The 26,985-nt window shown below is 63.2% G+C and carries 23 protein-coding genes; 17 read left to right on the top strand and 6 right to left on the bottom strand.

The features are described 5' to 3' along the window. Nucleotides 1-109: 109 nt before the first annotated feature. A complete protein-coding gene (locus HELO_RS03145; RefSeq protein ID WP_013331352.1) occupies nucleotides 110-850 on the bottom strand; it encodes an aspartate/glutamate racemase family protein in 741 nt (246 codons plus the stop codon). Between the two features lie 590 nt (nucleotides 851-1,440). Between HELO_RS03145 and puuE the strand changes: the two genes are divergently transcribed. Then, nucleotides 1,441-2,376, top strand: coding sequence for an allantoinase PuuE (puuE, locus tag HELO_RS03150; RefSeq protein WP_013331353.1), 936 nt, complete (start codon nucleotides 1,441-1,443; stop codon nucleotides 2,374-2,376). A 134-nt stretch (nucleotides 2,377-2,510) separates the two neighbouring features. Here puuE and HELO_RS03155 read toward each other — a convergent pair whose 3' ends face one another. Next, nucleotides 2,511-3,878: a YfcC family protein gene (locus HELO_RS03155; protein WP_232519613.1), complete on the bottom strand. Its 1,368-nt coding sequence runs from the start codon at nucleotides 3,876-3,878 to the stop codon at nucleotides 2,511-2,513. Between the two features lie 477 nt (nucleotides 3,879-4,355). Here HELO_RS03155 and HELO_RS03160 point away from each other — a divergent pair, with 477 nt between their 5' ends. The 8 genes from HELO_RS03160 to HELO_RS03195 all read left to right on the top strand — a co-directional run bounded on the left by HELO_RS03160 (nucleotide 4,356) and on the right by HELO_RS03195 (nucleotide 13,766). Continuing rightward, complete coding sequence (locus HELO_RS03160) at nucleotides 4,356-4,892, top strand: ureidoglycolate lyase (protein WP_013331355.1); 537 nt, start codon at nucleotides 4,356-4,358, stop codon at nucleotides 4,890-4,892. Then, nucleotides 4,889-5,740, top strand: coding sequence for a bifunctional allantoicase/(S)-ureidoglycine aminohydrolase (locus HELO_RS03165; protein ID WP_013331356.1), 852 nt, complete (start codon nucleotides 4,889-4,891; stop codon nucleotides 5,738-5,740). The genes HELO_RS03160 and HELO_RS03165 overlap by 4 nt, the downstream gene beginning before the upstream one ends. 315 nt (nucleotides 5,741-6,055) lie before the next feature. Further along, complete coding sequence (gene gcl, locus HELO_RS03170) at nucleotides 6,056-7,831, top strand: glyoxylate carboligase (protein WP_013331357.1); 1,776 nt, start codon at nucleotides 6,056-6,058, stop codon at nucleotides 7,829-7,831. A gap of 73 nt (nucleotides 7,832-7,904) precedes the next feature. Further along, nucleotides 7,905-8,681, top strand: a complete 777-nt coding sequence (gene hyi, locus HELO_RS03175; protein ID WP_013331358.1) for a hydroxypyruvate isomerase — start codon at nucleotides 7,905-7,907, stop codon at nucleotides 8,679-8,681. 268 nt (nucleotides 8,682-8,949) lie between these two features. Next, entirely contained in the window at nucleotides 8,950-9,837 is an 888-nt protein-coding gene (locus tag HELO_RS03180; protein WP_013331359.1) for a 2-hydroxy-3-oxopropionate reductase, read from the top strand. Between the two features lie 293 nt (nucleotides 9,838-10,130). Continuing rightward, nucleotides 10,131-11,456: a glycerate kinase type-2 family protein gene (locus tag HELO_RS03185; RefSeq protein ID WP_013331360.1), complete on the top strand. Its 1,326-nt coding sequence runs from the start codon at nucleotides 10,131-10,133 to the stop codon at nucleotides 11,454-11,456. Further along, complete coding sequence (gene pyk / locus HELO_RS03190) at nucleotides 11,453-12,940, top strand: pyruvate kinase (protein ID WP_109637317.1); 1,488 nt, start codon at nucleotides 11,453-11,455, stop codon at nucleotides 12,938-12,940. The genes HELO_RS03185 and pyk overlap by 4 nt, the downstream gene beginning before the upstream one ends. Nucleotides 12,941-13,034: 94 nt before the next feature. Next, the gene (locus HELO_RS03195; RefSeq protein WP_013331362.1) at nucleotides 13,035-13,766 is read left to right on the top strand and encodes a GntR family transcriptional regulator; all 732 of its coding nucleotides are present in this window, start codon (nucleotides 13,035-13,037) and stop codon (nucleotides 13,764-13,766) included. Between the two features lie 55 nt (nucleotides 13,767-13,821). On the opposite strand, the gene HELO_RS03200 is transcribed toward HELO_RS03195, so the two are convergent. Beyond that, nucleotides 13,822-14,523, bottom strand: a complete 702-nt coding sequence (locus tag HELO_RS03200; protein ID WP_013331363.1) for an FMN-dependent NADH-azoreductase — start codon at nucleotides 14,521-14,523, stop codon at nucleotides 13,822-13,824. Between the two features lie 122 nt (nucleotides 14,524-14,645). Between HELO_RS03200 and HELO_RS03205 the strand changes: the two genes are divergently transcribed. Continuing rightward, on the top strand, nucleotides 14,646-15,551 hold the full coding sequence (locus tag HELO_RS03205; RefSeq protein WP_013331364.1) for a LysR substrate-binding domain-containing protein: 906 nt from the start codon (nucleotides 14,646-14,648) through the stop codon (nucleotides 15,549-15,551). Nucleotides 15,552-15,717: 166 nt separating this feature from the next. Beyond that, nucleotides 15,718-16,239, top strand: a complete 522-nt coding sequence (locus HELO_RS03210) for a DUF192 domain-containing protein (RefSeq protein WP_013331365.1) — start codon at nucleotides 15,718-15,720, stop codon at nucleotides 16,237-16,239. 34 nt (nucleotides 16,240-16,273) lie between these two features. On the opposite strand, the gene HELO_RS03215 is transcribed toward HELO_RS03210, so the two are convergent. Beyond that, nucleotides 16,274-16,765 carry a phosphatidylglycerophosphatase A family protein gene (locus HELO_RS03215; protein WP_013331366.1) on the bottom strand — a complete coding sequence of 164 codons (492 nt, stop codon included), beginning with the start codon at nucleotides 16,763-16,765 and terminating at the stop codon, nucleotides 16,274-16,276. Nucleotides 16,766-17,025: 260 nt separating this feature from the next. On the opposite strand from HELO_RS03215, the gene chrA reads away from it, so the two are divergent. Together chrA and HELO_RS03225 are read left to right on the top strand one after the other, a co-directional pair. After that, nucleotides 17,026-18,225, top strand: a complete 1,200-nt coding sequence (chrA, locus tag HELO_RS03220) for a chromate efflux transporter (RefSeq protein WP_013331367.1) — start codon at nucleotides 17,026-17,028, stop codon at nucleotides 18,223-18,225. A gap of 125 nt (nucleotides 18,226-18,350) precedes the next feature. Next, entirely contained in the window at nucleotides 18,351-19,130 is a 780-nt protein-coding gene (locus HELO_RS03225) for a 5'-nucleotidase, lipoprotein e(P4) family (protein ID WP_013331368.1), read from the top strand. 31 nt (nucleotides 19,131-19,161) lie between these two features. On the opposite strand, the gene HELO_RS03230 is transcribed toward HELO_RS03225, so the two are convergent. Together HELO_RS03230 and HELO_RS03235 are read right to left on the bottom strand one after the other, a co-directional pair. After that, nucleotides 19,162-20,046: an ion transporter gene (locus tag HELO_RS03230; RefSeq protein ID WP_013331369.1), complete on the bottom strand. Its 885-nt coding sequence runs from the start codon at nucleotides 20,044-20,046 to the stop codon at nucleotides 19,162-19,164. A 27-nt stretch (nucleotides 20,047-20,073) separates the two neighbouring features. Further along, complete coding sequence (locus HELO_RS03235) at nucleotides 20,074-20,940, bottom strand: CYTH domain-containing protein (RefSeq protein ID WP_013331370.1); 867 nt, start codon at nucleotides 20,938-20,940, stop codon at nucleotides 20,074-20,076. Between the two features lie 108 nt (nucleotides 20,941-21,048). On the opposite strand from HELO_RS03235, the gene HELO_RS03240 reads away from it, so the two are divergent. From HELO_RS03240 to HELO_RS03255, 4 genes are all read left to right on the top strand, one after another. After that, nucleotides 21,049-21,729: a TIGR00153 family protein gene (locus HELO_RS03240; protein ID WP_041602377.1), complete on the top strand. Its 681-nt coding sequence runs from the start codon at nucleotides 21,049-21,051 to the stop codon at nucleotides 21,727-21,729. 60 nt (nucleotides 21,730-21,789) lie between these two features. Further along, a complete protein-coding gene (locus tag HELO_RS03245) occupies nucleotides 21,790-23,055 on the top strand; it encodes an inorganic phosphate transporter (protein WP_013331372.1) in 1,266 nt (421 codons plus the stop codon). A gap of 318 nt (nucleotides 23,056-23,373) precedes the next feature. Further along, the gene (argA, locus tag HELO_RS03250) at nucleotides 23,374-24,687 is read left to right on the top strand and encodes an amino-acid N-acetyltransferase (protein ID WP_013331373.1); all 1,314 of its coding nucleotides are present in this window, start codon (nucleotides 23,374-23,376) and stop codon (nucleotides 24,685-24,687) included. 818 nt (nucleotides 24,688-25,505) lie between these two features. After that, nucleotides 25,506-26,984, top strand: coding sequence for a sensor histidine kinase (locus HELO_RS03255; protein ID WP_041601875.1), 1,479 nt, complete (start codon nucleotides 25,506-25,508; stop codon nucleotides 26,982-26,984). Nucleotide 26,985: the final 1 nt, after the last annotated feature.

Below are 26,985 nucleotides of genomic sequence, written 5' to 3' on the forward strand. Positions count from 1 at the left end.
GATGACCTCGCAAGTGGTTCAATGATTGTCGTTGTTACCCGATTCCGACGGGAAATCGGGGAGGCTTGCGGTGTGTATCCTGAGGCGATGTCAGGAGGAGCGGATCCGGCTACTCGCTGGAGCCGGACAAGTGCTCGAAGCGGCCGACGAAGGTCTTGGGACGGGGAAAGGCAAGATCGCCATGCTTGCTGGTGCCGAGTCCCAGTCCGACCAGCGCCTCGGCCAGCTTGACGGCAGCGGTCACGCCCTCGACCACCGGCAGGCCGACTTCCTCGGCGATAACATCGGTGAGGTCGGCCATGCCGCCGCAACCCAGCACGATGGCGCCGACGCCGTCCTCGTCGCGTGCCCGTCGGCACTCTTCGATGATGCGAACCAGGGCGGCGTCACCATCGTTTTCGAGATCGAGAACGGGAATCTCGGCGGCGCGCACCCGGCGGCAGTGATGGCGAAAGCCGTACTGCTCGAGCAGATGCTCGGCGATGATGCCGGTTCTTCCCAGGGTGGTGACGACCGAAAATCGCGTGCTGATCAGGGTCGCCATATGGAAGGCAGCCTCGGCGATGCCGATCACCGGTGCGCGAGTCACTTCGCGTGCCGCCAGCAATCCGGGATCGCCGAAGCAGGCGATGATATGGGCATCCGCGCCCTCTCGGTCGCCGTTGGCCACTTCTTCCAGCACGCCCACGGCGCTGATGGCCTCATCGAAGTGACTCTCGATGGATACCGGGCCATGCGCCGGCTGAGTCGCCATGACGTGGGTATCCGGCGCGGCGATGCGCCGTGCGGCGGCGGCGATGGTGTCGGTCATGCCGCGAGTCGTGTTGGGGTTGATGACGTTAAGGCGCATGGCGGCTCCCGGATTATTTTTGTGAACAATACCGAAAAGTGTTGTACACAAAATAGAAGTGAACGATCTTGAAGGCAAGAGGTTTTTCAGTTTAATGAAAAGCGCTTTTTTCTACTGTTAAACAAGCGGTTACGGTTGTATATGCAAGCGTGAATTGTCGCCAATAAATGTATACATTTAAGTGTCCAGTTATCTTCCTCTGCTGAGCGAAGCGTGCGTCGAGTCAACTGTATACCTTTTATTCTGCCATGGCCGATTCCGCCCGGGGGCGGTTGCCATGGGACATGATGGCTGGTGAGTAATCACGATGCGCAAGGTGTCGAGCGGTGAGAGGCGGGGAACGGAGGCAGGACTTGATTTTTTGTATACAAAAGTTGAGCCTGAATAGGCAATCACCAACGCAAGATGGGCCTTGGTCAGGCGCGACTCCGACGATATTGCCCGGGAGTTGGGGCTTGCATACATAATGGGTACATTCTAGTATCTTATTGTATACACTTATTGTCGCTCAGAATGCGGCCGCCATGCGCCACGATCCATGACACCTGGCCGCTACACGAGCGTCGCGAGAACAAGAAGGAAGCTTCGTCATGACATCATCGACTCGACGCGACTATCCCCGTGACCTGATCGGCTATGGCCGTACGCCTCCCCATGCCGACTGGCCGGGGCGGGCACGCATCGCCGTCCAGTTCGTGCTCAACTATGAGGAAGGCGGCGAGAACTGCGTGCTGCACGGTGACAGTGGCTCGGAGCAGTTCCTGTCCGAGATCATCGGTGCCGAGTCCTACCCGGACCGTCACCTGAGCATGGAATCGATCTACGAGTACGGCTCACGGGCAGGTGTCTGGCGGATACTGCGCGAGTTCGAGCGCCGGGGCCTGCCGCTGACCGTCTTTGGCGTGGCCATGGCCCTGGAGCGCAACCCCGAAGTGGCGCATGCCTTCAAGGAGCTGGGACACGAGATCGCCTGTCACGGCTACCGCTGGATCCATTACCAGAAAGTGCCCGAGCATATCGAGCGCGAGCACATGCGCAAGGCGATCGAGATCTTCCAGTCGCTGTACGGCGAGACGCCGCTGGGCTGGTACACCGGCCGCGACAGCCCCAATACCCGTCGCCTGGTGCTCGACGAGGGCAGTTTCCTCTACGACAGTGACTACTATGGCGACGATCTGCCGTTCTGGACGCGCGAGGCCGACAGCCAGGGCCGCGAGCACGATCACCTGGTGGTGCCCTACACCCTGGACAGCAACGACATGCGCTTCGCCGCGCCCCAGGGCTTCAATACCGCCGATCACTTCTTCACCTACCTGCGCGATGCCTTCGACGTCCTCTATGCCGAGGGCGAGGAAACGCCGAAGATGCTCTCTGTGGGGCTGCATTGCCGGCTGATCGGACGGCCCGGTCGCTTCCGCGCCCTGCAGCGTTTCCTCGATCACATCGAGGCGCACGACCGCGTCTGGGTCACGCGGCGGGTGGATATCGCCCGGCACTGGGCCGAGCGTCATCCGGTAAGCCGGTGATTCGGTAGATGAGAATGTTCGCCCCCTTGATGGTGAACGTCTCGGCGGCTGGCCCCTGTTTCGGGGGGCAGCCGCCGCGACCGACTGCATGGTGCTGGAGAAGCCATGTCAGTGCGAGGGGCGAGAGCTGGCGGCTAGCCGACCCATTGAGTGGCTTGGGCGAACATCAGAAAGCACAGCGAGGTCAGCACCCAGGTACAGAAAAGCGGGAAGAAGAACTTGACCCACTTCTGCCAGGGGACTCCAGCCAATGCCAGAGTTGCCATGAAGTAGCCGGACGTGGGATAGAGGATGTTGCCGATGCCATCGCCGAGCTGATAGGCCAATACGGCGGTTTGTCGAGTGACGCCGATGAGGTCGGCCAAGGGGGCCATGATGGGCATGGTCACCAGGGCCTGGCCGCTGCCGGAAGGCACCACGAAGTTGAAGCCGAGTTGGGCGAAGTACATGCCGATGGCCGACAGCAGGCTGGGCAGTTCGCCGACGAGGTTGCCCAGCCCATGGACCAGCGTGTCCATGATCTGGCCATCTTCGAGCACCACGGCGACACCCCGAGCGATCCCGGCGATCATGGCGCCAACCAGGACATCGCGGAAGCCCTGATTGAACCCCTCGCAGATTTCGTCGCCCTTCAGGCCGGCGATCAAGCCGACGACAATGCCCATGATGATGAACAGGCCGGCCATTTCCATCATGAACCAGCCTTGCGCGAGTACGCCGTACACCAACAGGGCGAAGAAGCCGAAAGCGGCAAGGGCGGCGAGCTTCTGGCGAGAGCTGGCAACCAGGGCTCCTTCGTCGGTGGCGTGCTGGTAGGAAGAGCGTTTCTCCGCTTCGTTGGCGTCATCGGCCATCAGGCTCAGCGATGGGTCGTCGTGAATCCTGCGCGCATAGCGCATGACGAAAAAGATGCCGATACACAGGATGATGACGAAGGCGACTGCACGCAGAGCGAAGCCGGAATAGAGAGGCAGGCCAGACAGTTGTTGGCCGAGCCCTGTGTTGATGGGGTTGAGGACGCCGGTGGTGAAGCCGGCGGTAGTGGCGCAGAGCGCCACGGCGGCGGCGGTCACCGAATCGAAGCGCAGGGCAATCATCAAGGGCAGGATGACCGGCACGTAGACAAGCGACAGCTCCTGAGTGCCGATCAGTGTGGCCACCACGGCAAAGGTGGTCATGAGCACCGGAATCATCAGCAAGCTTCTACTGGCGAATCGTCGGCTCAGCTTGTCGACACCGATCTCGATGATACCGGTGCGTCTCAGGACCATGAACATGCCGCCGATCATGAAGGTGAAAAATACCACCTGGCCGGCACTCATCAGGCCATTGGGGATTGCCAGCATGAAATCCACCGGACCTACTGGGGTCGACTCGACGTACTGGAAGGAGGTGGCGTCGATGGTGGTGCGACCGCTGGGTCCAGGAATACGCTCGTAGGTGCCGGCAGGCACGAAATACGTGGCTATCGAGGCAAGAGCGATGAAGATGAACAGAATCACATAGATATGTGGTATCTGAAACGAGCTCTTGTGCTTTTTGCGGGACGCTCGGGCATCAGTGGTTTGAGGTTGTTGGGGCATACAGTACCTCGGGGTTGTTATTGGTGGATGAAGCGGATGTACCTTGCGGGAAACAGGTACGTTGACTCTCGAGGGGTGAGTGAAGTGCGCAGTTGACGCAAGGCGTCATGACGCCATTGCTGCCCAGTGGCTGAAACGAGGGAGGCTCGTCTATCTCTTCTTCGATATTGCCACCTCCTCGATTGAATCTTATTGTGAAAAGGATTTCCATAATTTTTTGGCAAGCCGATATATTGGTGCTCGACGGAGAACATGGCCGCTGGCGAGGGTCGTGACAGGGGATCGGTGTGCCGAGAAAAACCAATAAGCAAGAAGGCGATGGTGCCGGGCGCTTTCCAGGTGCCATAGCCGTTAGTCATGGCCGAGAGATAGCTTATCTCTCATGCAGGAGGTTATATGCTTGAACTCGAGGCACGCCCGCTGACTCAGGAGGCGTTCGCCCCCTTCGGCGAGGTGATCGATACGCGCATTGCCGATTACTTTCATATCAATGCCGGTCGTACCCGGCGTTACCATGATCTGGCGCGGGTCGAGACGCTGGGCGAGGAGGCGAGGGCGCTGATCAGCATCTTCGTCAGCCAGCCCGTCGAGGTGCCGCTGACGCTGGATTTCCTCGAACGCCATCCTCAGGGCAGCCAGGCTTTCGTGCCGATGCATGAGGAGCGCTTCTTGATCGTGGTGGCGCCGCCCGGCGAGAGTATCGATCCCGAGAGTGTGCGGGCTTTCGTCACCGACGGTCGCCAGGGCGTCAACTACCGCGCCGGTACCTGGCATGCCATTCAGTCCGTGCTGGAGCGCGAGGGTGAATTCCTGGTGGTGGACCGCGGCGGCCAGGGCAACAATTGCGACGAGTATCCCATCGAGATCCGGGTGACCCTGCCCGAGCATGAGGTCGTCGCGTCGTCAGACACTGAATTCGAGGAGAGGCAATGAGCCAGAGCCCCGTGACCCAGAGACAGTACTACGCCCCCCACGGCGGCCATCCGGGACAGAAGGTCATGACCACCGACCGGGCCATGTTCACCGAGGCTTTCGCGGTGATTCCCAAGGGGGTCTATCGCGATATCGTGACCAGCAAGTTGCCCCATTGGGAGAACACCCGGCTGTGGATACTGTCCCGGCCGCTCTCCGGTTTTGCGGAGACCTTCTCCCAGTACATCATGGAGGTCTCGCCAGGCGGCGGCAGCGAACGGCCCGAGACCGATCCGGGAGCCGAGGGTGTGCTGTTCGTGGTGGAGGGCGAGCTGGTGCTGACCCTGGGCGGCGAGCGGCATCGCATGGTGCCCGGCGGTTATGCCTTCATTCCGCCGGGCAGCGACTGGCAATTGCGCAACGAAGCCGATGAGCCGGTACGTTTTCACTGGATTCGCAAGGCCTACGAATTCGTCGACGGCATCGACGTTCCCGAGGCCTTCGTGGTCAACGAAAATGACATCGAGCCGACGGTGATGCCGGACTGCAACGAGGTCTGGGCCACCACGCGCTTCGTCGATCCGGACGACATGCGCCACGATATGCACGTGACCATCGTCACCTTCCAGCCGGGCGGGGTGATTCCCTTCGACGAGACCCATGTCATGGAGCATGGTCTTTACGTGCTCGAGGGCAAGGCGGTCTATCACCTCAACCAGCAGTGGGTGGAGGTCGAGGCCGGGGACTACATGTGGCTGCGCGCCTTCTGCCCCCAGGCCTGCTATGCCGGTGGCCCAGGGCCCTTCCGCTATCTGCTTTACAAGGACGTCAACCGGCACATGGCGCTGCCTTACAGCAAGCGTCGCTGATCGCCGCCGCTCGGCTTAACGGCGACAGTCCTCAAAGAACCCGCCCGGCGCTTGCGTCGGGCGGGTTCTTCTTGTGTATCCAGAAGGCCATGCGCGAAGGCTCGGGGCGTCGCAATGAGCCGTCATGGTGCTGTGGTCGTCTTTGTTCATGTTTTTCCGGGAAAATTTTCCATTTTTAGCAACCTATTGAATTTGCTGTCTCAAAATAACTGGAAATATTTTTCATGATGTGTTGACGGCTCCTGCCGGGTGGGCCTAGTCTCTGTATACAGAAATTATTTCCAAAGAATAAAACCCGTCACCGGAGGAATCGTCATGGCTCGCATGACCGCTGCGGAAGCTGCCGTTCACGTGCTCAAGAAAGAGGGGGTCGATGTCGCCTTCGGCCTGCCCGGCGCCGCCATCAATCCCTTCTATGCCGCGATGCGCAACGTCGGCGGTGTGGATCACGTCCTGGCGCGTCACGTCGAGGGCGCCTCGCACATGGCCGAGGGTTATACGCGTACCCAGCCGGGTAACGTCGGAGTGTGCATCGGCACCTCCGGGCCGGCCGGTACGGACATGATCACCGGCCTGTATTCGGCCTCCGCCGATTCCATCCCGATCCTGTGCATCACCGGTCAGGCGCCGGCGAACAAGCTGCACAAGGAGGATTTTCAGGCGGTCGATATCAAGGCGATCGCCGGACCGGTCACCAAGTGGGCCATCACCGTGCTGGAGCCGGCCCAGGTGCCGCGTGCCTTCCAGCAGGCCTTCCAGATCATGCGCAGCTCGCGCCCTGGACCGGTGCTGATCGATTTGCCGATCGACGTGCAGATGACCGAGATCGAGTTCGATCCGGATACCTACGAATCGCTGCCGGCCTACAAGCCGAGCGCTTCGCGCGCCCAGATCGAGAAGGCGATGGGCATGCTCAACGAGTCCGACCAGCCGCTGCTGGTGGCCGGCGGCGGCATCATCAATGCCGATGCCAGCGAGCTGCTCACCGAGTTCGCCGAGATCACCGGCGTGCCGGTCATCCCGACGCTGATGGGCTGGGGCACCATCCCCGATGACCATCCGCTGATGGCGGGCATGGTGGGGCTGCAGACCGCTCACCGTTACGGCAACGCGACCATGCTGGCGTCCGACTTCGTCATGGGCATCGGCAACCGCTGGGCGAACCGCCATACCGGTGCGCTGGATTCCTACACCGAGGGGCGCACCTTCGTCCACGTGGATATCGAGCCGACCCAGATCGGTCGCATCTTCGGGCCGGACTACGGCATCGTCTCCGATGCCAAGGCAGCGCTGGAGCTGTTCGTCGAAGTGGCGAAGGAGTGGAAAGCCGAGGGCAAGCTCAAGGATCGCAGCGCCTGGGCCGAGGAATGCCAGGAGCGCAAGCGTACCCTGCTGCGCAAGACTCACTTCGACAACGTGCCGGTCAAGCCGCAGCGCGTCTACGAAGAGATGAACAAGGCCTTCGGCAAGAATACCCGTTACGTCAGCACCATCGGGCTTTCCCAGATCGCCGGCGCCCAGTTCCTGCACGTCTACAAGCCGCGCCACTGGATCAACTGCGGTCAGGCAGGTCCGTTGGGATGGACGATTCCGGCTGCGCTCGGGGTGCGTCGTGCCGACCCGGAGACCGATATCGTCGCACTGTCGGGCGACTATGATTTCCAGTTCATGGTCGAGGAGCTCGCCGTGGGCGCGCAGTTCAACCTGCCCTACATTCACGTGCTGGTGAACAACTCCTACCTGGGGCTGATTCGCCAGGCCCAGCGTGGCTTCGACATGGACTACCAGGTGCAGCTCTCCTTCGAGAACATCAACTGCCCCGAGATCAACGGCTATGGCGTCGACCATGTCTCCGTGGTCGAAGGTCTGGGCTGCAAGGCGCTGCGGGTCACCGATCCCGAGAAGATCGGCGAGGCCTTCGCCGAAGCCCGTGAGTTGATGCAGCAGCATCGTGTGCCGGTGGTGGTCGAGATCATTCTTGAGCGGGTGACCAATATCTCCATGGGCACCGATCTCAAGGGAATCAACGAGTTCGAGGAGCTGGCCGAGAATCAGGAAGACGCGCCGACGTCCATCGCCGCTTTGACCTGAGACATGCATAACGCACAAGGGGCCGCCGAAGACAGGCCCCGCTAAAAAACCAACGACCCAGAAGGAGATCAAGATGCCCAAGTTTGCCGCCAACCTCAGCATGTTGTTCACCGAGGTGGACTTTCTCGATCGCTTCGAGGCCGCCGCCAAGGCTGGCTTCAAGGGGGTCGAATACCTCTTTCCCTACGACTTCGAGGCCGGTGAGATCAAGCAACGCCTCGACGACAACGGTCTGACTCAGGTGCTGTTCAACCTGCCGGCCGGTGACTGGGGCGCCGGCGAGCGCGGCATCGCCTGTCATCCGGACCGTGTCGAGGAATTCCGCGCCGGTGTCGACCGGGCGATCGAGTATGCCAAGGTGCTGGGCAATACCCAGGTCAACTGCCTGGCCGGCATTCAGCCCGAAGGCGTCAGCGACGACGAGGCGCGCAAGACCCTGGTGGATAACCTGCGCTTCGCCGCCGAGAAGCTCGAGGCCGCCGGCATCCTGTTGATCGCCGAGCCGATCAACACCCGCGACATCCCGGGGTTCTTCCTCAACCGTACCGAGCAGGCGCTGGCGATCTTCGATGAGGTGGGTAGCCAGAACCTGAAGCTGCAGTACGACATTTACCACATGCAGATCATGGAAGGGGACCTGGCGCCGACCATCGAGAAGCATTTCGGTCGCATCGCTCACGTGCAGCTTGCCGATAACCCCGGTCGTCACGAGCCGGGCACCGGCGAGATCAACTATCCCTTCCTGTTCGATCATCTCGATCGCCTGGGCTATGACGGCTGGATCGGCTGCGAGTACAAGCCGGCCGGGTCTACGCAGGAAGGGCTGGGCTGGCTGGATGGCGTGCGCTGAAACGTGACTGTGCCCGGCATCTCGATCGCCGGCGGTGCTCGGAGTCCTCATGTACTGACACCGCTGAGACGCGACTGCGCTTGCCCGGGCTACTTTGGCGGGATGAGCTTTTCCGTCGCCAAGACATCGCGAGGGCGCTGTGAACCCCTCCATGGGCGCTACCTTTGCCATCCATGGCAAAGGACCCTCGCTTTGTCTTGTCCCCGGCGCTCATCCCTTTGAAGCCTCGGATCCAACGACACTTTGGTTACGTGACAGGAGAAATATCATGAGCAAGATCGGTTTTATTGGCCTTGGCATCATGGGGCGTCCCATGGCGGGCCACCTGCTGGACGCCGGCCATGAGCTGACCACCGTCAAGCGCGGCAGCCTGGACGAGACCCTGGCCTCCAAGGGGATGAAGGAGCTCGACAATCCCAAGGCGGTTGCCGAAGGGGCCGAGGTGGTCATCACCATGGTGCCGGATACCCCCGATGTCGAAGAGGTGCTGTTCGGCGAAGGTGGTGTCATCGAAGGGCTCAAGCCCGGCACCCTGGTGATCGACATGAGTTCCATCGCACCGCTGGCCACCCAGGAATTCGCCAAGCGCATCCACGATGCCGGCGGCGAATATGTCGACGCGCCGGTGTCCGGCGGCGAGGGCGGTGCGATCAATGCTGCCCTGACCATCATGGTCGGCGCTACCCAGGAAGGTTTCGAGCGTGCCAACCCGCTGCTCGAGATCATGGGCAAGACCATCACCCACATCGGTGGGCACGGTGCCGGCCAGACCTGCAAGGTGGCCAACCAGATCGTCGTGGCGCTGACCATCGAGGCGGTGTCCGAGGGCCTGTTGTTCGCTTCCAAGGCCGGTGCCGACGTGTCCAAGGTGCGCGAATCGCTGCTCGGCGGCCTGGCCCAGTCGAAGATTCTCGACGTGCACGGCCAGCGGATGATCGACCGCACCTTCGATCCGGGTTTCAAGATCAAGCTGCACCAGAAGGATCTCAACCTGGCGCTCGAAGGCGCGCGCAGCCTCGACCTGGCCCTGCCCGGTACTGCCAATGCCCAGCAGTTGTTCCAGGCCTGCGCCGCGAACGGTGGCGCCGACTGGGATCACGCCGGCATCCTGCGTGCTCTCGAACGGCTCGCCGACCACGAAGTCGGTAGCCGCTGAGTTCTTCCCGCCGGCCGTCGTGGTGGCCGGCGGGGGACAGGGGAGATGACTGCTCCCTAATGGTAGGCGTCGGGTCGTCGTCTGCCAGGCCGGTTACACGGCCATTGCCCGGTGACGGACTTCCCCTGAAGCACCCCTGGTCACCGGGCCCTTTTTTGGGACGTACTGCATAAGTCCCGGTGTACCTCCCGCCATCCGCATGGTAACCGTGAAAGTCAGCGAGCGGAGCGGTTGCGACGAGAACGGCGTCCGCCGATTTATGCAGTACTTTCCTGCGTGAAGGAGACCCTCTGATGAATGCCCTTTCCCCGCTGCTTTCCTCCGATCGGCCCGAGGCCGTGCGCAGTTGGCTCGTTCGCCTCGGCGAGACCGCCGTTGAAGCCGTGCATCCGGATTCGCTGTTGCCCGACAAGCTGCCGACACCGCCGGCCGGCCGCACTCTGGTGGTGGGGGCCGGCAAGGCCGCTGCCGCCATGGCGGCGGCCCTGGAACGTGCCTGGCAGAGCCGTTATCCCGAGGCGCCGCTCGAGGGCCTGGTGGTCACTCGCTATGGCCATGGTCCACAAGGGCAGGGCGCCGAATGCCGCCATATCGAGGTGCTGGAGGCATCCCACCCGATGCCCGACGACCTGAGCGAACGCGCCGCGCGCCGCATGCTCGAGTCCGTCGAGGGGCTCGGCGAGGACGACCTGGTGATCGCGCTGATCTCCGGAGGCGGTTCGGCGTTGATGACCCTGCCGGCACCCGGGGTCGGCCTGGACGAAAAGCAGGCCCTCAACAAGGCATTGCTGCGCTGTGGCGCGCCGATCCGTGAGATCAACACGGTGCGTCGCCACCTGTCCGCCATCAAGGGTGGGCGCCTGGCCGCCACCGCGCATCCGGCGCGCGTGCTGACCTGGCTCATCTCGGACGTGCCCGGTGACGAAGCTTCGCTGATCGCTTCCGGCCCGACCCTGCCCGATGCCACCACGCCGGCCGATGCCCTGGCGATTCTCGAACGACACGGCATCGAGATATCGCCCGACGTGCGTCGGCACCTGGAAGCGCCCGGCGAGGCGCCCCGTGCCGGTGATGCAGACTTTTCCCGGGACGAAAGCGAGATCCTCGCCCGGGCCCGGGATGCCCTGGCCGCCGGTCAGGTGGCCGCCGAGGCCGAGGGCATCGAGGTGCGCCTGCTGGGTGACGATCTGGAAGGCGAGGCCCGCGAACTGGGGCGGGCCCAGGGGCGGATGGCGCTGTCCGCGCAGGATGGCCTGACCCGGCCGTTGCTGATCCTGTCCGGCGGCGAGACCAGCGTGACCGTCCGTGGTGACGGCCGCGGCGGGCGCAATGTCGAATACCTGCTGGGGCTTTTCTCGACCCTCAAGGGCGCGCCGGGCATTCACGCCCTGGCCATCGACACCGATGGCATCGATGGCTCCGAGGACAACGCTGGCGCCATCTTCGGGCCAGCCTGCTGGGAGCGCATGCTCAAACTCGGTCTTGATCCGGACGACTATCTGTCACGTAATGACGCCTATACTTTCTTTGATGCGCTGGATGACCTGATCGTTACCGGTCCGACGCGCACCAACGTCAACGACTTTCGTGCCATTCTGGTATTGCCGAGGACCTCATGACGCTGCCCCCCCATGCTCCGATCCACGAGCCGATTCGCCGCACCAAGATCGTCGCCACCCTCGGGCCGGCCAGCGACCGGCCCGGCGTGCTCGAACGGATGATCGCCGCCGGCGTCGATGTGGTACGCCTCAACTTCTCCCACGGCTCGGCCGACGACCATCGGCGCCGGCTCGTCGAGGTGCGCGAGATCGCCACCCGACTCGGCCGCAGCGTGGCCGCCCTGGGCGATCTGCAGGGCCCCAAGATCCGCATCGCCCGCTTCCGTGACGGCGCCGTGGAACTCGAGCAGGGCCAGGCCTTCGTGCTCGACGTCGCCCTGGATGGCGAGGCCGGCGACGCCGGCCGGGTCGGCTGCGACTACAAGGCCCTGGCCGACGATGTCGCCCCCGGCGATCGCCTGCTGCTCGACGACGGCCGCCTGGTGGTCGACGTCACCCGTGTGGCCGGCAGCGAGATCCACACCACCGTGGTCCAGGGCGGCCGGCTCTCCAACAACAAGGGCATCAACAAGCAGGGCGGCGGCCTCTCCGCCCCGGCACTGACCGACAAGGACAAGGCCGACCTGGCGACCGCCATCGACATCGGCGTCGACTACCTGGCGGTGTCCTTCCCGCGCAGCGCCGCCGACATGCACGAGGCTCGGGCACTGCTCGGCAGCGCCGGCGCCGAGATCGGCCTGGTGGCCAAGCTCGAGCGTGCCGAGGCGGTGGCCGACGACGCCACCCTGGACGGCATCATCGAGGCCAGCGAGGCGGTGATGGTGGCGCGCGGCGATCTCGGCGTGGAGATCGGCGACGAGGCCCTGATCGGCACCCAGAAGCGCATCATCAAGCATGCGCGCAGCCACAACCGCGCGGTGATCACCGCCACCCAGATGATGGAATCGATGATCGAGGCGCCGCTGCCGACCCGTGCCGAGGTGTTCGACGTGGCTAATGCCGTGCTCGATGCCACCGATGCGGTGATGCTCTCCGCCGAGACTGCCGCCGGCGATTTCCCGGTGGAAACCATCGAGGCCATGGCGCGGGTCTGCCTGGGCGCCGAGCGCGAGCGCATCGCCCAGGAATCCGGGCACCGCATCCACGAGGGCTTCTCGCGGATCGACGAGACCATCGCCCTGTCGGCGATGTACGCCGCCAACCACCTCGCCGGGGTGGCGGCCATCGCCTGCATGACGGCCACCGGCTACACGCCGCTGATCGCCTCACGGATCCGCTCGGGGCTGCCGATCGTCGGGCTGGCCCACAACCCCGTCGCCCAGCGGCGCATGGCGTTGTATCGTGGGGTGATCTCCCTGCCCTTCGACACCAGCGAGATGACCGCCGGCGAGCTCAACGATCGCGCGCTGGAGCGTCTGGTGGCCCAGGGCATTGCCGAGCCGGGCGACCATGTGATCCTCACCCGGGGCGATCACATGAATGCCCACGGTGGCACCAATACCCTGAAGATCCTCGATGTGGGCGATGACCACGGTGCCGGCTGAATGACGGAAAACTGTATACAAAGCTGGGGTCGACTGTGGCCAGCTAGCGTGAAACATGCGAAGGTCTCGACAAACAATCCCGGAGAGACAATCCATGAATAACGCCTGGCACAAGGAGATGCTGGCCGAGGTCAAGGCCGGCGGTCGCATCAGCGACCAGGATATCGTCGAGAAGGTCAGACGCGCGGTCTTGATGCAGCGTCTGCCGCCGGATACCAAACTGCCCGAGGTGACGCTGGGCGAGGTGTTCGGTGTCAGCCGCTCGGTCGTGCGCAAGGCGTTGACGCGCCTGGCTTCCGAGCATGTCGTCGACCAACGGCCCAACCAGGTGGCTCGGGTGCGTGCGCCGAGCATCGAGGAAACCCGCGAGACCTTCGAGGCGCGTCGTCTGGTCGAGGGGGAAGTCGTCGCGCAGTTGGCCGGACAACTCGATGACGAGATCATGGCGACCCTGGAAACCCAGGCGCGGCAGGAAACCGAGGCCTATGAACGCGGCGACGAGCCGGCGCGGATCGAGCATTCCCTGACGATCCACCACCTGCTGGCCGAGCACTCGCCCAACCGGGTGCTGGGCGCGATGCTCACCGACCTGGTGCTGCGCACTTCCATCGTCATCGCGCTCTACAAGCGTCCGAGCCTGGCATCCTGCTATCTGGAAAACGACCACCCGCGCCTGCTCGACCGGCTCGGCAAGGGAGACGGCGAGGCCGCGCGCACCTGCATCCACGAGCATCTGCACAGCCTCGAGGCCTTGCTCGACCTTCGTCCCCGCGAGAACAGTATCGATTTGATGTCGATCCTGGGGCGTACCGCCGAACAAACCTAGACCTTGCCGGACCTTTGCTCGCCGGCTTTTCCGACCAAGGCCGGCCTGGTGCCTCTCAGGCCGGTTCTTCTTGCTCTGCCGTGTGCAACGCCGGCGCGAGGTGCGCGATCAAAGCGTCCACCTGATGCTCCGCCGCGTCGATGGAGTCTGCCAGCAATTTTCCTCCGGTTTCCTGATGCTCGACGGCGATCCGGTGGATCCGGGTGATGCCGATGAACTCCAATACCGTGGTCAGGCTGGGTTCCAGGTGATTCATGTGGGCCAGGGGGCCGCCTGGACCGAGACCGCCTTCCCCCCGGGACGACAGGATGACGGCGTGACGAGGGCGTTCGGCCAGCAGCGGGATGAACGGATCTTCCGGCTGGCTCGGGTCGTAGTCCACCGTGCGGCCCAGGCGCACGACCTGATCCACCCAGGCCTTCAGTGTTGCCGGCATGCCGAAGTTATAGAGCGGAGCCCCGATGACCAGGATGTCGGCCGCGATCAGTTCGTCCACCATCTGGTCGCTTTCGGCCAGCACCTCCGCCATCCAGGATGAGCGTTGCGCCGCTGGAGTAAAGGCGGATTGAATCCATGGCTGGTCGATGAAGGAGGGCGGGGCGGCGCCGATATCCCGGTAAGTGACGGTGTCGTGCGCGTGCCGGCTTGTCCAGCCGGTGGCGAATCGGTGCGTCAGTCGGCGGCTGATGGAGCCGTGTTCGTCGGTGCCGGCACGGCCGGGGCGAGCGCTGGCGTCGAGGTGCAGGATATGAGTCATGGGTGCTGCTCCTTAGTGTGAGTCTGTTTCAGGTATCCTTCAGTAGCCAGGTCAGCCTAGAATCACGGCATGTGGGCAACAAACGATCTTTTCTTGCGCGTTGAGATGAGCTGAATTCAGTCATGAGTCCTCGTCGATTACCCTCCCTGTCCTCCTTGAGGGCATTCGAAGCGGCCGCTCGCCACGAGAGCGCCAAACAGGCAGCGCAGGAGCTGTCGGTGACCGCCACGGCCATCAGCCACCACATCCGCGGGCTGGAAGAATCACTCGGCGTGACCCTGTTCGTTCGCAAGCCCCGGCAACTGGTGCTTACCCGGCAAGGGGATGAGTTGTTCCGGGTCCTGGAGTCCGCTTTCGACGGTATCGGCGAGGTCGTCGAACGGCTGAAGACGGTGCCGGCTCGTCAGGCGGCGACGCTCTCGACGACGCCGGCGGTCGCGGCGCGCTGGCTGTTGCCCTGGGTATGCATGCTGCGCGATGCGTATCCGGACATCGATCTGCGTATCCATGCCTCCCACGACCCCGTCGCGCTGGATGGCGTGACGGCTGACCTGGCCATCCGCTACGGCGACGGCCACTGGCCGGGGCTGGTGGCGGAGAAGCTCTTCGATAACACCTTCATTCCGGCCTGCAGTCCGCATCTGGCTCTGAACGATGTGACGGAACTGCCGTCACAACCGCTGATCCACTTTCGCCCTCAGGGTGTCTCGATAGCGCCGCTGGACTGGGCCGGCTGGCAAAGGCGGGCCTGTGTGGCGGACCTCGATGTAGGCGCTGGCCTGGTGTTTTCCGATGAAACCCACGCCATCTCCGCTGCGGTGGGCGGCGAGGGCGTCGCGCTGATGAGCCGTCCACTGATCGACGACGAACTGGCGGAAGGGCGATTGGTACAGCCCTTCGGGCCGGAACTGGAAGGCAAGCCGTTCTATCTGGTCTACCCCGAGAGCCGCCGCAATGATCCTACTATCCTCGCCATTCGCGACTGGGTGATGCAGGTGTCGGGTGGCCTGTGCTCAATGGGCGGGTAAGAGGGGGGCCGGCTGTAGGACGGAGCTGACGTATCTTCCAGATAACCGTGCCGTCGGCTACAGTGATGCCTTCTGGAGCATGGCGTCACTTGATCCAACCGGAACCGGCGGGCAAGGCGTTGTGTACTGCCCGAGCGTTCGTATCCCAGCCATCGAGGGGGCCCTCATGAACCCGACCCGTCGCCACCTGCTGCAGGGCATGGCGCTCTTGCCGTTGCTGAGCCTGTGGCAACCTGATGTCCAGGCCTCGACATTGCCCGCTATGACGTTGCCCACCACGACGCTGACGGTTCATAGCGCACAAGGGCCACATCGCTTGACGGTGGAGCTGGCCAGCTCGACCGCCGAACGCAACCAGGGGTTGATGGAGCGCGATACGCTGGCCGAGGACGCCGGCATGCTGTTCCTCTATGACGCTGTCCAGCCCGCGGCGAACGGCTTCTGGATGTACCGCACGCGTATTGCCCTGGATGTCGCCTTTCTCGATGCCGAGGGGCGTATCAACGACATCCGTCACATGCAGCCCTGCCGTTCGGCTTCCCCGAGTGACTGCCCGGTGACGCGCCCCTCTCAGCCCTATCACGCCGCCCTGGAGGTCAATGCCGGTTACTTCGAGGCCAAGGGAATCGAAGTCGGTGATTGCGTGAGCTGGCCGGAGCGCAGCGGTGGAACCTGTCGTCAAGAGTGAGCCGCGCCCAGGTTCCGGAATGGTCGAGCGGCCTTTACATGGGACCTGAATGATCATTCCGGGCGTGGCGCCGCCATAGTGCGATCGTCACGGCGAGCACCAGCCAGGCATACAGGGCCGCCACGACATCATCCAGCATGATCCCCAGCCCTCCGCCGATGGCTTCGACGTGGCCGATGGGCGGGGGCTTGGTGATATCGAACAGCCGATACAGCGCGAATGCCACCCCGATCATCCAGGGGCGGCGTGCCGCTGCAAGGCCCAGCAGAACGATCGGAAAGGCCAGAATCTCATCGGCGACGATCGCCGAGGCGTCGCCCCCGCCAAGCCATATCGAGGCCCAGTGGCAGAGCGGTACGCCAATGGCCAGCAGCAGGACGAGAGTGATGAGCTGTGTGGGAAGAGGGCGGCCGAGCAGCCACCAGGCCAGGGGAATGCCGAGCAGCGAGCCAAAAGTTCCCGGTGCCCAGGGCAGCCAACCCAGCCCGAGCCCGGTGGCGAGCAATAGCATCGTGCCTTCTATCATCAGTCCTTTGTCCTCGCTTTATCGGCCTGCAACATTTCCTTGATATCAATCGTCTGCGTTTCTGTCGTCTGTGGAGTAGCCCGTTGGCAACGCCATGGAGGCGGATGAACCGGTATTGCGGGATACGTTTGCTCCGATGATACGAAAATCCGCTATCGATTTTCGTGAACGATCATGGGCATGTTGACGGCCAGGGCAGCGATCTGCCGTCGAGGCCGGGAGGCCTATCCGCGCCGTGAAGAGACACAGGAGCCCTTTCGATGTCGGATGCCTCACGCTCTGTCGAGCGTATCAAGGAAGTTTTCATCGCCTTTCTGTTGCTGGGCCTGACGTCTTTCGGCGGCCCTATCGCCCATCTTGGCTATTTTCGCTCCGAATTCGTGGAACGTCGCCGCTGGCTCACCGAGCGGACCTATGCTGACCTGGTGGCGCTGTGTCAGTTCCTGCCGGGGCCGGCCAGCAGTCAGGTTGGCTTTACCCTTGGCCTGATGCGGGCCGGGCCGTGGGGAGCCGCGGCGGCCTGGACGGCTTTTACGCTGCCCTCGGCCATTGTGCTGGTGCTGTTCGCCATGGGCGCCGCCAAGCTTGATGGGCCCGTCAGCCAGGGCATCATTCACGGTCTCAAGGTGACGGCCGTGGCTATCGTCGCCCACGCCGTATGGGGCATGGCGCGTAGCCTGTGCCCCGACCGCCGGCGCGCCGGCATCGCCCTGGCCGCTGTGTTCACCGTGGTGCTGGTCAACGGGCCGCTGGGGCAGGTCATGGCCATCGTGATCGGCGCTCTGGCAGGGATGATGTTGTGTCGATCTCACGCCGAGGCCGACGTACACGAACTGGCGTTACCCGTCTCGGCCCGTGCCGGCTATCTGGCGGGGGGCGTCTTCGTCATCCTGCTGCTCGGCTTGCCGCTGCTGGCCTGGGCCAGTCCCTCCGCGACCCTGGCGGTCATGGATGCCTTCTATCGTGCCGGGGCCCTGGTGTTCGGCGGCGGGCATGTGGTGTTGCCGCTGCTGGAGGCCGAAGTGGTGCAATCCGGCTGGGTCAGTGCGGACGAGTTCCTGACAGGTTATGGCGCCGCCCAGGCCGTGCCGGGGCCGCTGTTCACCTTTTCCTCCTACCTGGGAGCGGTGATGACGCCGCTCGGCGGCAGCCTGTTCGGTGCGGCCCTGGCACTGGTGATGATCTTCCTGCCCGGGATGCTGCTGTTGGTGGCGGTGCTGCCGCATTGGAATCGATTCCGTCGCTGGGACAGCGCCCAGGCGCTGATGCGCGGCGCCAATGCCGCCGTGGTGGGCGTCCTGGGGGCTGCCCTCTATCAACCGGTCTGGACCAGTGCCATTCTCGGCCCCCGCGAGTTCGCCCTGGCGCTGACCGGCTTTCTCCTGCTCGGCGTATGGAAGCTGCCCGCCTGGGCGGTAGTGGCCATCCTTGCGGGTGGCGGTATTCTCATCTCCCTGTAGTTCTAATTTGAACGTCCAATAAAAATAAAATATGATCATTCGGTCTTTTTTCGATAACAAAGCGTGATCGAGCTGCCCGGAGAATCAGGCAGCGCTGTTCGAGATCACCCAAGCAGGAGATGTTCATGATGCTGTTCGGCCGCAATACACTGCTCGCCGCCGCCCTGTTCGCCGGTGCGGCGCCAGTTGCCAGTGCCGCCTCCGACGCGGCGACCGATGGCGAGGCCATCTGTGCCCAGGCTGCCTATTCCATGGGGCTTCGCTATCAGCAGCGTTCCGCCGAGGTCGCTGCCTTGCAGCGTCAGGGCTTTGCTCTGGCCACTCTGCGCCTCGAGCAGGCCATCGCCGATCATGAAGAGGGCGCAAACCTGGCGATCATCACCGATCTGGACGAGACGGTGCTCGATAATAGCGCCCTGCTGGCCCGCGACATGCAGGCATGCCATGACTACACCACCTGGGATACCTGGAAGCATTGGGAGCGTGAGGGAGAGCCGCGCCTGATTCCCGGCGCTGCGGACTTCCTCGAGTTCGCCGACGAGCAGGGCGTGGATATCTTCTATGTTTCCGACCGCTACCAGGAGAACGAGGCCGATACCATCGCGAGCCTCGAAGCCCTGGAGCTGCCCCAGGTATCGAAAGACAGCGTCATGCTGCTCGGGCCGCCCAAGGCGGAGCGTCGGGCCGAGGTCGTCGAGAACCACACCCTGGTGATGCAGCTCGGCGACTCGCTGCATGACTTCTCCGGCAAATTCGCCGATGCCGATCTCGAAGGGCAGCGTCGCCTGGTCGAGGAGAACGCCGAGCGATTCGGCGACGACTGGATCGTCTTCCCCAACGCCGGCTATGGCGACTGGAGCGAAGCCGAACTCGACGCCTGGGATGCGCCACTCGAAACTGAGTGATCATAGACCCGCTGGCTCTGTAAGGTGCGCCTCATGGCTTGTCGCCATGAGGCGCATCGTCGTTTTCGGCTCTCGGGTCCGGTGTCTCTTCGTCCAGCCAGGTGCCGCAGTGCAGGCAGTAGCTGGCGCGCTTCTCGTGCCGATCGTGCCCACAGCCGGGGCAGGCCTCGTCGGAGTAGCGGTCGGCGCGAATCGAGCGGATCACCTCGGCGGAGAAGACGCCGGTGGGCACGGCGATGATCGAGTAGCCGGTCAGCATCATCATCACCGAAATGGTCTGGCCCAACGGCGTCACCGGTGTGATGTCGCCGTAGCCGACGGTGGTCAGGGTGACCGCCGCCCAGTAGATCGCCTTGGGAATGCTGGTGAAGCCGGCCTCGGCCGGCTCGATCAGGTAGACCAGCGAGGCAAAGATGGTGATCAGCATGCAGACGGTGAACAGGAACAGGAATATCTGTCGGGCACTGCGCTTCAGGGCGTCGAGCAGCAGGCGCCCCTCACCGATGAACTCCATCAGGCGCAGCACACGGAAGATGCGCAGAACGCGCAGCAGACGCACCACCACCAGGGATTGCGCCCCTGGCAGCATCAGTGCCAGCCAGGTGGGCAGGATGGCCAGCAGGTCGATGATGCCGTAGAAGCTGCGCAGGTACTTCCAGGGGCGCTCCAGGCAGTAGAGGCGCACCGCCAGCTCGAAGGTGAAGATCAGGGTGAAGCCCCATTCCAGCCAGTAGAACCAACTGCCATAGCGCTCGCGCAGCGGCGCGACACTCTCCAGCATCACCACCAGCACGCTGCCCAGAATCACTCCGATCAAGGCGATATCGAAGGCCTTGGCCAAGGGCGTGTCGGATTCGAAGATGAGCTGGAAGATTCGGGTACGCAGACCTTCCGAGGCAGGCTTGAGGCTGTTCACGGTGGGCGTCGTCCTTGTCGTTGAGACTCAGTTGAGGGCGGCGTCTCCTGGCAAACGGCGTGACAGGGACAGCGCATGCATGCCGAAGGCTTCGTTCAGCCAGGCATCGTCGTCCAGGGCCTTGGCCAGCCAGCGGGCGTCGCTCGCGGTATCATCGCCCAGTTCCGCCAGACATTGAAAGGCGGCTTGTGCTTCGCGGCGCCAGGTCGGGTCGCCGGTATCGCTCAGGGCATCCAGGGCGACGCTGGCGCGATGCAGCCAGGCAGCGGGGCTGCCGCCTTCGGGCAGCTGCCACTGCCCGAGGAGCAGGGCGCCGCCCCGGGCCGCCTTGCTGGTGTCCGAAGGGCGCAGGGGGACGTGTTCGGCGAGGGTGGCGGCGAGTGCATGCAGGGCGTTCTCCGCTCCTTGCTTGAGCTCGAGTTCCAGCTCGCGGATCCTGGCCGTTCGCTGGCCTGCCCGGATCTCGCCGCTATCCAGCGCCACTTCGATGACGGCATCGCCGTCTTCCACCAGCCAGGTCTCGCGGGTGAAGTCGGTGACGAAACGCGGCTCGAGGCGTGCCAGGATGTCCTGGCCGAATTCGGCCATGGGGGGAATCTCGGCGAGTCCTTCATGATCCAGCCCCGGGCCTTCTACCGGCCATTCCCATTCGCCCCGGCTCGAGAGGCCGCCTCCGCCCTGGCCCCGGGTCTTCACGGTCTGCAGCAGCCGCTCGCCATCACGGCGCAGGCGCAGGGCGCTGCGTGCGGCTTCCAGATCGCCCTCGGGGGTGTCGAAATAGGTATTGCCCAACTGGCTGACCCGCGAAGGCAGGGCGGCGAGTCGTGGATGGCGGCGCAGGGCATCCGGCCCCGACTCGCCGAGGGCCAGCTTGAGTTCGATTTCGCTTGCCATGACCGGCTTGCCTCGTATCGATGAAATGAAAGAGAGGTTAATTTTTCATGACGCATGGATGGTCAGTCACTATACTAACGCCGCCATTTTCCAAGTGTTCAGATGCCCATGGTGACATCCAATCCTTTTTCCGCGATGTTTGGCCGTTCGCCATTCCAGCCGTTGCTGGCGCATATCGTCAAGGTCAATGATTGTGCGGAGCAACTGCTGCCATTCTTCGAAGCCACGCTCAATGGCGACTGGCAGGAAGCCGGCGTTCACCGCGAGACCATCACGCGTCTCGAGCACGAAGCCGACGAGCTCAAGACCGAGCTGCGCCTCAATCTCCCCAACACCATGTTCCTGCCGGTCTCTCGTTCTGACCTGCTGGATTTGATCAGCGTCCAGGACAAGATCGCCAACAAGGTTCGCGACATCACCGGCATCATGCTGGGCCGCAGCATGCAGGTGCCGGAAGCGCTGGCCGGCCCCATGCGCGATTACATGCAGACCTCCGTGGCCTGCGTGGGTCAGGCGCGCCAGGCGCTGGAAGAGCTCAAGGATCTGCTCGAGTCCGGCTTCGGGCGCAACGTCTCCGACGTCATGCAGAACCTGATTCGCGAGCTTCACACCCTGGAGCAGCAGGCCGATAACCAGCAAATCGCCATCCGCCGCCAGTTGTTCGCACTGGAGGACAGCCTGCCACCGGTGGAAGTGATGTTCCTCTACAAGATCATCGACTGGGTCGGTGAACTGTCTGACCGCGCCGAGCGTGTCGGCAGTCGCCTTCAGATCATGACGGCCAATTGATCGGGATCTCTCCCGAGCACTATCCGCCACTCTTACTGACCGCAGAAGGGACATCGTCCTATGTCGATCATCGCGCAACATGGCGACATCTTCATCATTCTTGCCTGTCTATTCGGCCTCTTCATGGCCTGGGGCGTAGGGGCCAACGACGTGGCCAACGCCATGGGCACCTCGGTGGGGTCCAAGGCAATTACCATCAAGCAGGCGATCATCATCGCCGTGATCTTCGAGTTCCTCGGTGCCTGGCTGGCCGGCGGCGAGGTCACCGATACCATCCGCAAGGGCATCATTGACCCGGCCATGCTGCAGAGCGATCCCCAGTTGCTGGTCTACGGCATGCTGGCCGCCTTGCTGGCGGCGGCGACCTGGTTGATGATCGCTTCTATGCGTGGCTGGCCGGTTTCCACCACCCATTCCATCGTCGGTGCCATCGTCGGCTTCGCCATGGCCGGGTTGGGCCTCGAGGCCATTGACTGGTCCCAGGTCGGCCAGATCGCTGCCAGTTGGGTGGTCTCGCCGCTGATGTCCGGCTCCATTGCCTTCATGTTGTTCAGGTCCGTCCAGCACCTGATCTTCGAGAACCGCGATCCCTTCGCGGCCGCCAAGCGCTATGTACCGATGTATGTCTTCCTGGTCGGCTTCATCGTCGCCATGGTGACCTTCACCAAGGGGCTCAAGCATGTCGGCCTCGAGCTAGGTTTCGGTGCCAGCCTGCTGTATTCCATTCTGCTGGGACTGGCCCTGATGGGGCTGGGGATACTGCGGGAGCGTCGCGTGGGCGCCGGCAAGCGCCAGGACGATACCTTCGGCTTCGGTGGCGTGGAGCGCGTCTTCGGCGTGCTGATGCTGTTCACCGCCTGCGCCATGGCCTTCGCCCACGGTTCCAATGACGTGGCCAACGCCGTCGGCCCCCTGGCCGCGGTGATCAGCGTCGTGGAAAGTGGCGGCAATGTCGGCGGCGAAGCCCTGGTGCCCTGGTGGGTGCTGATCCTCGGCGGTGGCGGCATCGTCGTCGGCCTGGTGACCTATGGCCACAAGGTCATCGCCACCGTGGGTACCGGCATCACCGAACTGACGCCGAGCCGTGGATTCGCCGCGACCCTGGCTGCCGCCACCACCGTGGTGCTGGCCTCGGGTACCGGCCTGCCGATCTCCACCACTCACACCCTGGTCGGTGCGGTGCTCGGTGTGGGCCTGGCACGCGGCATGGCGGCGCTCAACCTGCGCGTGATCGGCACCATCGTGATGTCCTGGCTGATCACGCTGCCGGCGGGCGCGGCGCTGGCGATCATGTTCTTCTTCATGTTCAAGGGAATGTTCAGCTGAAGCGCGGTGATTAGCTGCTGCGCTCGACATCCTGGCCGCCAGCGGCACTCGGGACCCTCATTTACGCTCATGTAAACTGTAGTTCTCGTGTTCCGGTGGCGGCCAGCCTACCTTCGCTCGCCACGCCAATCCCTCGCGCTCAGGTCGGCCGAACTTCGAGTTTCGAGAGGCGAACTCACCGGACAGTAGCCGCCATTGGAAGATGCCTGGTTCCCGGCTCGTAGCCCGAGGTTCGTGGCCCGCCGTGGTGCCGCCGTTTTCATGGGTCTGATATAGTCAAGGTTCGCGTTTACTTTCACCTGCTGCCGGAGCGCGGCCTTGGATACTCGTTTCCCCTTCGTTGATTGGTTTCGCAATTCCTCTCCCTACATCAATGCGCATCGAGGACGTACCTTCGTCATCCTGATCGAGGGCGAGGCGGTGTCCGAGGGACGCGGCGAACAGCTCATCCAGGATCTGGCGCTGTTGCACACCCTGGGCGTTCGTCTGGTGGTGGTGCTGGGGATTCGCCCTCAGGTCAATGCCGCCCTCGAGGCGGCGTCGATCACGCCGCGCCGCCATCACGGGCGCTGGGTGGCCGACGATGCGATCATGGAGCGGGTCGAGCGGGTCGCTGCCGAGCAGCGCCTGTGGCTGGAGGCACGGTTGTCTCTGGGGTTGCCCAACTCGCCGTTGCACGGTGTCGAGATGACGGCCGTATCCGGCAACCTGGTGATGGCCAAGCCGCTGGGTGTGCGCGACGGTGTCGATTTCGCGCGTAGCGGCGAGGTGCGCCGGGTTCGCGAGACGGCGATCAGTGGCCTGCTGGAACAGGGCTCCCTGGTGCTGCTGCCACCACTGGGCTATTCCAGTACCGGTGAAGTCTTCGATCTCGACGCTGCCGAAGTTGCCCAGAAGGTGGCGACGGCGCTGGCCGCCGACAAGCTGATTCTGCTCGGCGAGGCCAAGGGCCTGTTCGATGCCCAGGGGCAGCTACAGCGTCAGTTGACACCGGATGAGGCGAGTGGGTGGCTCGACGAGACCTCGCCCGGTGACGAAGCCCATCGCCATCTGGGAGCGGCCTGCGCCGCCGCCCGACATGGCGTGGCGCGTACTCATCTGCTGTCGTGGCGTGATCACGATGCCTTGCTCGGAGAGCTGTTCACCCGTGACGGCGTGGGCACCATGATCTCCCGGCACCGCTATGAGCAGTTGCGTGCCGCCGAGGTCGCGGATGTCGGTGGCTTGCTGGAACTGCTCGAACCGCTGGAGCGTCGCGGCATGCTGGTGCCACGCTCCAGGGAACGGCTGGAGTACGAGATCGACGATTATGTCGTCATCGAACGCGACGGCATGGTCATCGGTTGTGCTGCCCTGCATCCCTTCCCCGATGCCAGCATGGGAGAACTCGCCTGCGTGGCAGTGCATGTCGACTATCGTGGCGGTGCCCGAGGCGATCTGCTGCTGGGCGAGGTGGAGCGTCGTGCCCGTCGGCTGGGACTGGACTCGCTGTTCGCCCTGACCACCCATACGTCGCACTGGTTCTTCGAACATGGCTTCGGCGCCGCCGACCTCTCCGACCTGCCTCCCCTCAAGCGTGATACCTACAATCATGCCAGGCAGTCGAAGGTGTTGATCAAGCCGCTCGTCTGAGGGCGGCGGCACCCTGTCCTGGTTCTGCAAAAACTAAAATGTCGCCTTATGGCGACATTTTAACTTTCTGTTTTTCAGTGGTTTTTTGTCATGTGGTCGAATTGCGTCGCAATGTGGCGACGTTTTTCGGTGTCCGTTGACGCCCATATCGCTGAACGGGGGACATGTCACATAAAGCTGTCTGTATAACTGGTTGAATGAAAAAGGTTTTTGTTTTTGTGGCATGCATATGGCAATACACAGGGTGAGCAAACGGAGAACGATTCATACGGCTCGAATCATTCTCCGGTCGCCGCGAGGCATGCGACAACACTGCCCTGTGCGCCCGGCCTCGAAGCGACCAACGTCTGCTCCAGCGATGTGTGACTTTAGGTTGCGATGAGACGGTACCGACAACGTCATGGACGTGTACCGAAAAGGGCAAGGATGCTCTGGCATGGACGCCTCTCCCCCGAGATGGGGGACGAATTGCGCACCGGCGCTCCGTGAAGCGACGGTGCCAGGATCGAAGCGGGGTGGTTCGCCACCCGGCACCTGATGACCGGCCCCTGGTGGCAGACGGATATCGGGTGGCTTCGAGGGTCTTCCCAGGCCCATGGAGAGTCGATCGACGGACGGGACCAGGCCAGTCGATCGAGCGGCTTTCCAACCCTTCAGTTCCCTGCGTATTGGGCCGGCTCTGCCGGCCTTTTTTTTGCTGCGCATGTTCGTGCGTGATTATCCGTAAGGGATGTATTGCAGGCTGGCCGGCGAAACTCTGGTATTCTCGAGCAAGAGCGATGGTGCTTCCTTTCACTTTTTTCTATAGAACGCTGGCAATGACTTCAGCCGTTTCCCGTCGCTGGCGCCCACGCTCTCTGCTGCAGCTGGTGTTGCTGGCCTTTCTCATGGTGATGCTGCCGCTGGCCGTGTTGATGTTCCAGGCCGGCCAGGCGCTTTCCGAATTGTCGCGTCTGGCCGATGTCAGTGCCCGCCAGGCGGTGGAGGAAACCCGCCGTGCCCGTACCCTGGGCGCTCTGGCGCTGGAGCTGGAACGTTCCGCCCGCCAGTATGCGGTGGTCGAGCAGGAGAGCCTGCTTGATATCTACGACGAACGCCTGGCGGAATTTCGTCGCCTGCTGGCCAGGCAGCGTGAGTTGCTACCCGATGATCCGGATGTCGCGGCACTCAGCGAGCAACTGGACGAACTCGCCGAACTGCCCGACCTGCCTGTCGAGCAGTTGAAGGAGCGACTCTCGGCTTTCCTGCCGTTCGCCCAGCATACAGAGGCCATGCGGCAGGCCACCAATCGACGTATCGACGAGCGGCTTGACGACATTCGTGCCCGGGCCGAGTCGGTACAGACGCGCCTGTGGTGGCAGACGGCAGCCCTGGTGTCGGCCAGCCTGCTGTTGATGCTGCTGTTCACGCGCCTGATCATCCGTCCGATCCGCCAGCTCGAGCGGCACATCCTGGGCATCGGCAGCGGTAGCCAGCAGCAGAGCACGGCACCCGTACAGGGACCCGCCGAACTGGTGCGACTGGATGAGCGCCTGGACTGGCTTTCTTCCCGGCTCGACGAGTTGGAGGAACAGAAGCAGCAGTTTCTGCGTCACATGTCCCATGAGCTGAAAACGCCCCTGGCGAGCGTGCGCGAAGGCTCGGCGCTGCTCACCGATGGCGTGGCCGGTGAACTCACTCAGCATCAGCGCGAGATACTCGAGCTGATCGATGCCAGCGGCAGCGAGCTGCAGCATCTCATCGAGCAACTGCTCGACTATAACCTGCTGCAGCACAACCGGCGCCTCGAACTCGAACGTCTTGATCTGGCAACGGTTGCCAAGGAAGTGCTGGCCAAGCATCGGCTGGCATTGCAGCAGAAGGAGATGCGGGTCGAGTGCTTTGATGGTCCCGTGTCCTGGCGAATCGATCGCATTGCGACGGGCAGGATCCTCGATAACCTCATTTCCAATGCCGTGGCCTATGGCGAGGATGGCGGTGAACTGGAGATTCGCGCTCGTACCACCCCGTCCTCGCTGGTTCTCGAGGTCGCCAACAGCGGCGAGTCGATTCCCGACGAAGACCGTGAGCACCTCTTCGAGGCCTTCTATCAAGGGCGTATCCGTCGCAAGGGGGCGCTGAAGGGATCCGGTATCGGCCTCTCGGTGGCCGCCGACTGCGCGCGTTTGCAACAGGGCACGCTGGAGCTGGTCGAGGATCGGCTATCGGTGTGTTTCCGCCTGACACTGCCTGTCATGGATGACGATGAAACAGAAACATTACCCGCACTGACGGGAACAGACGCAAGGAACGGATGAT

Source organism: Halomonas elongata DSM 2581 (genome assembly GCF_000196875.2).
Classification (GTDB): Bacteria; Pseudomonadota; Gammaproteobacteria; order Pseudomonadales; family Halomonadaceae; genus Halomonas; species Halomonas elongata.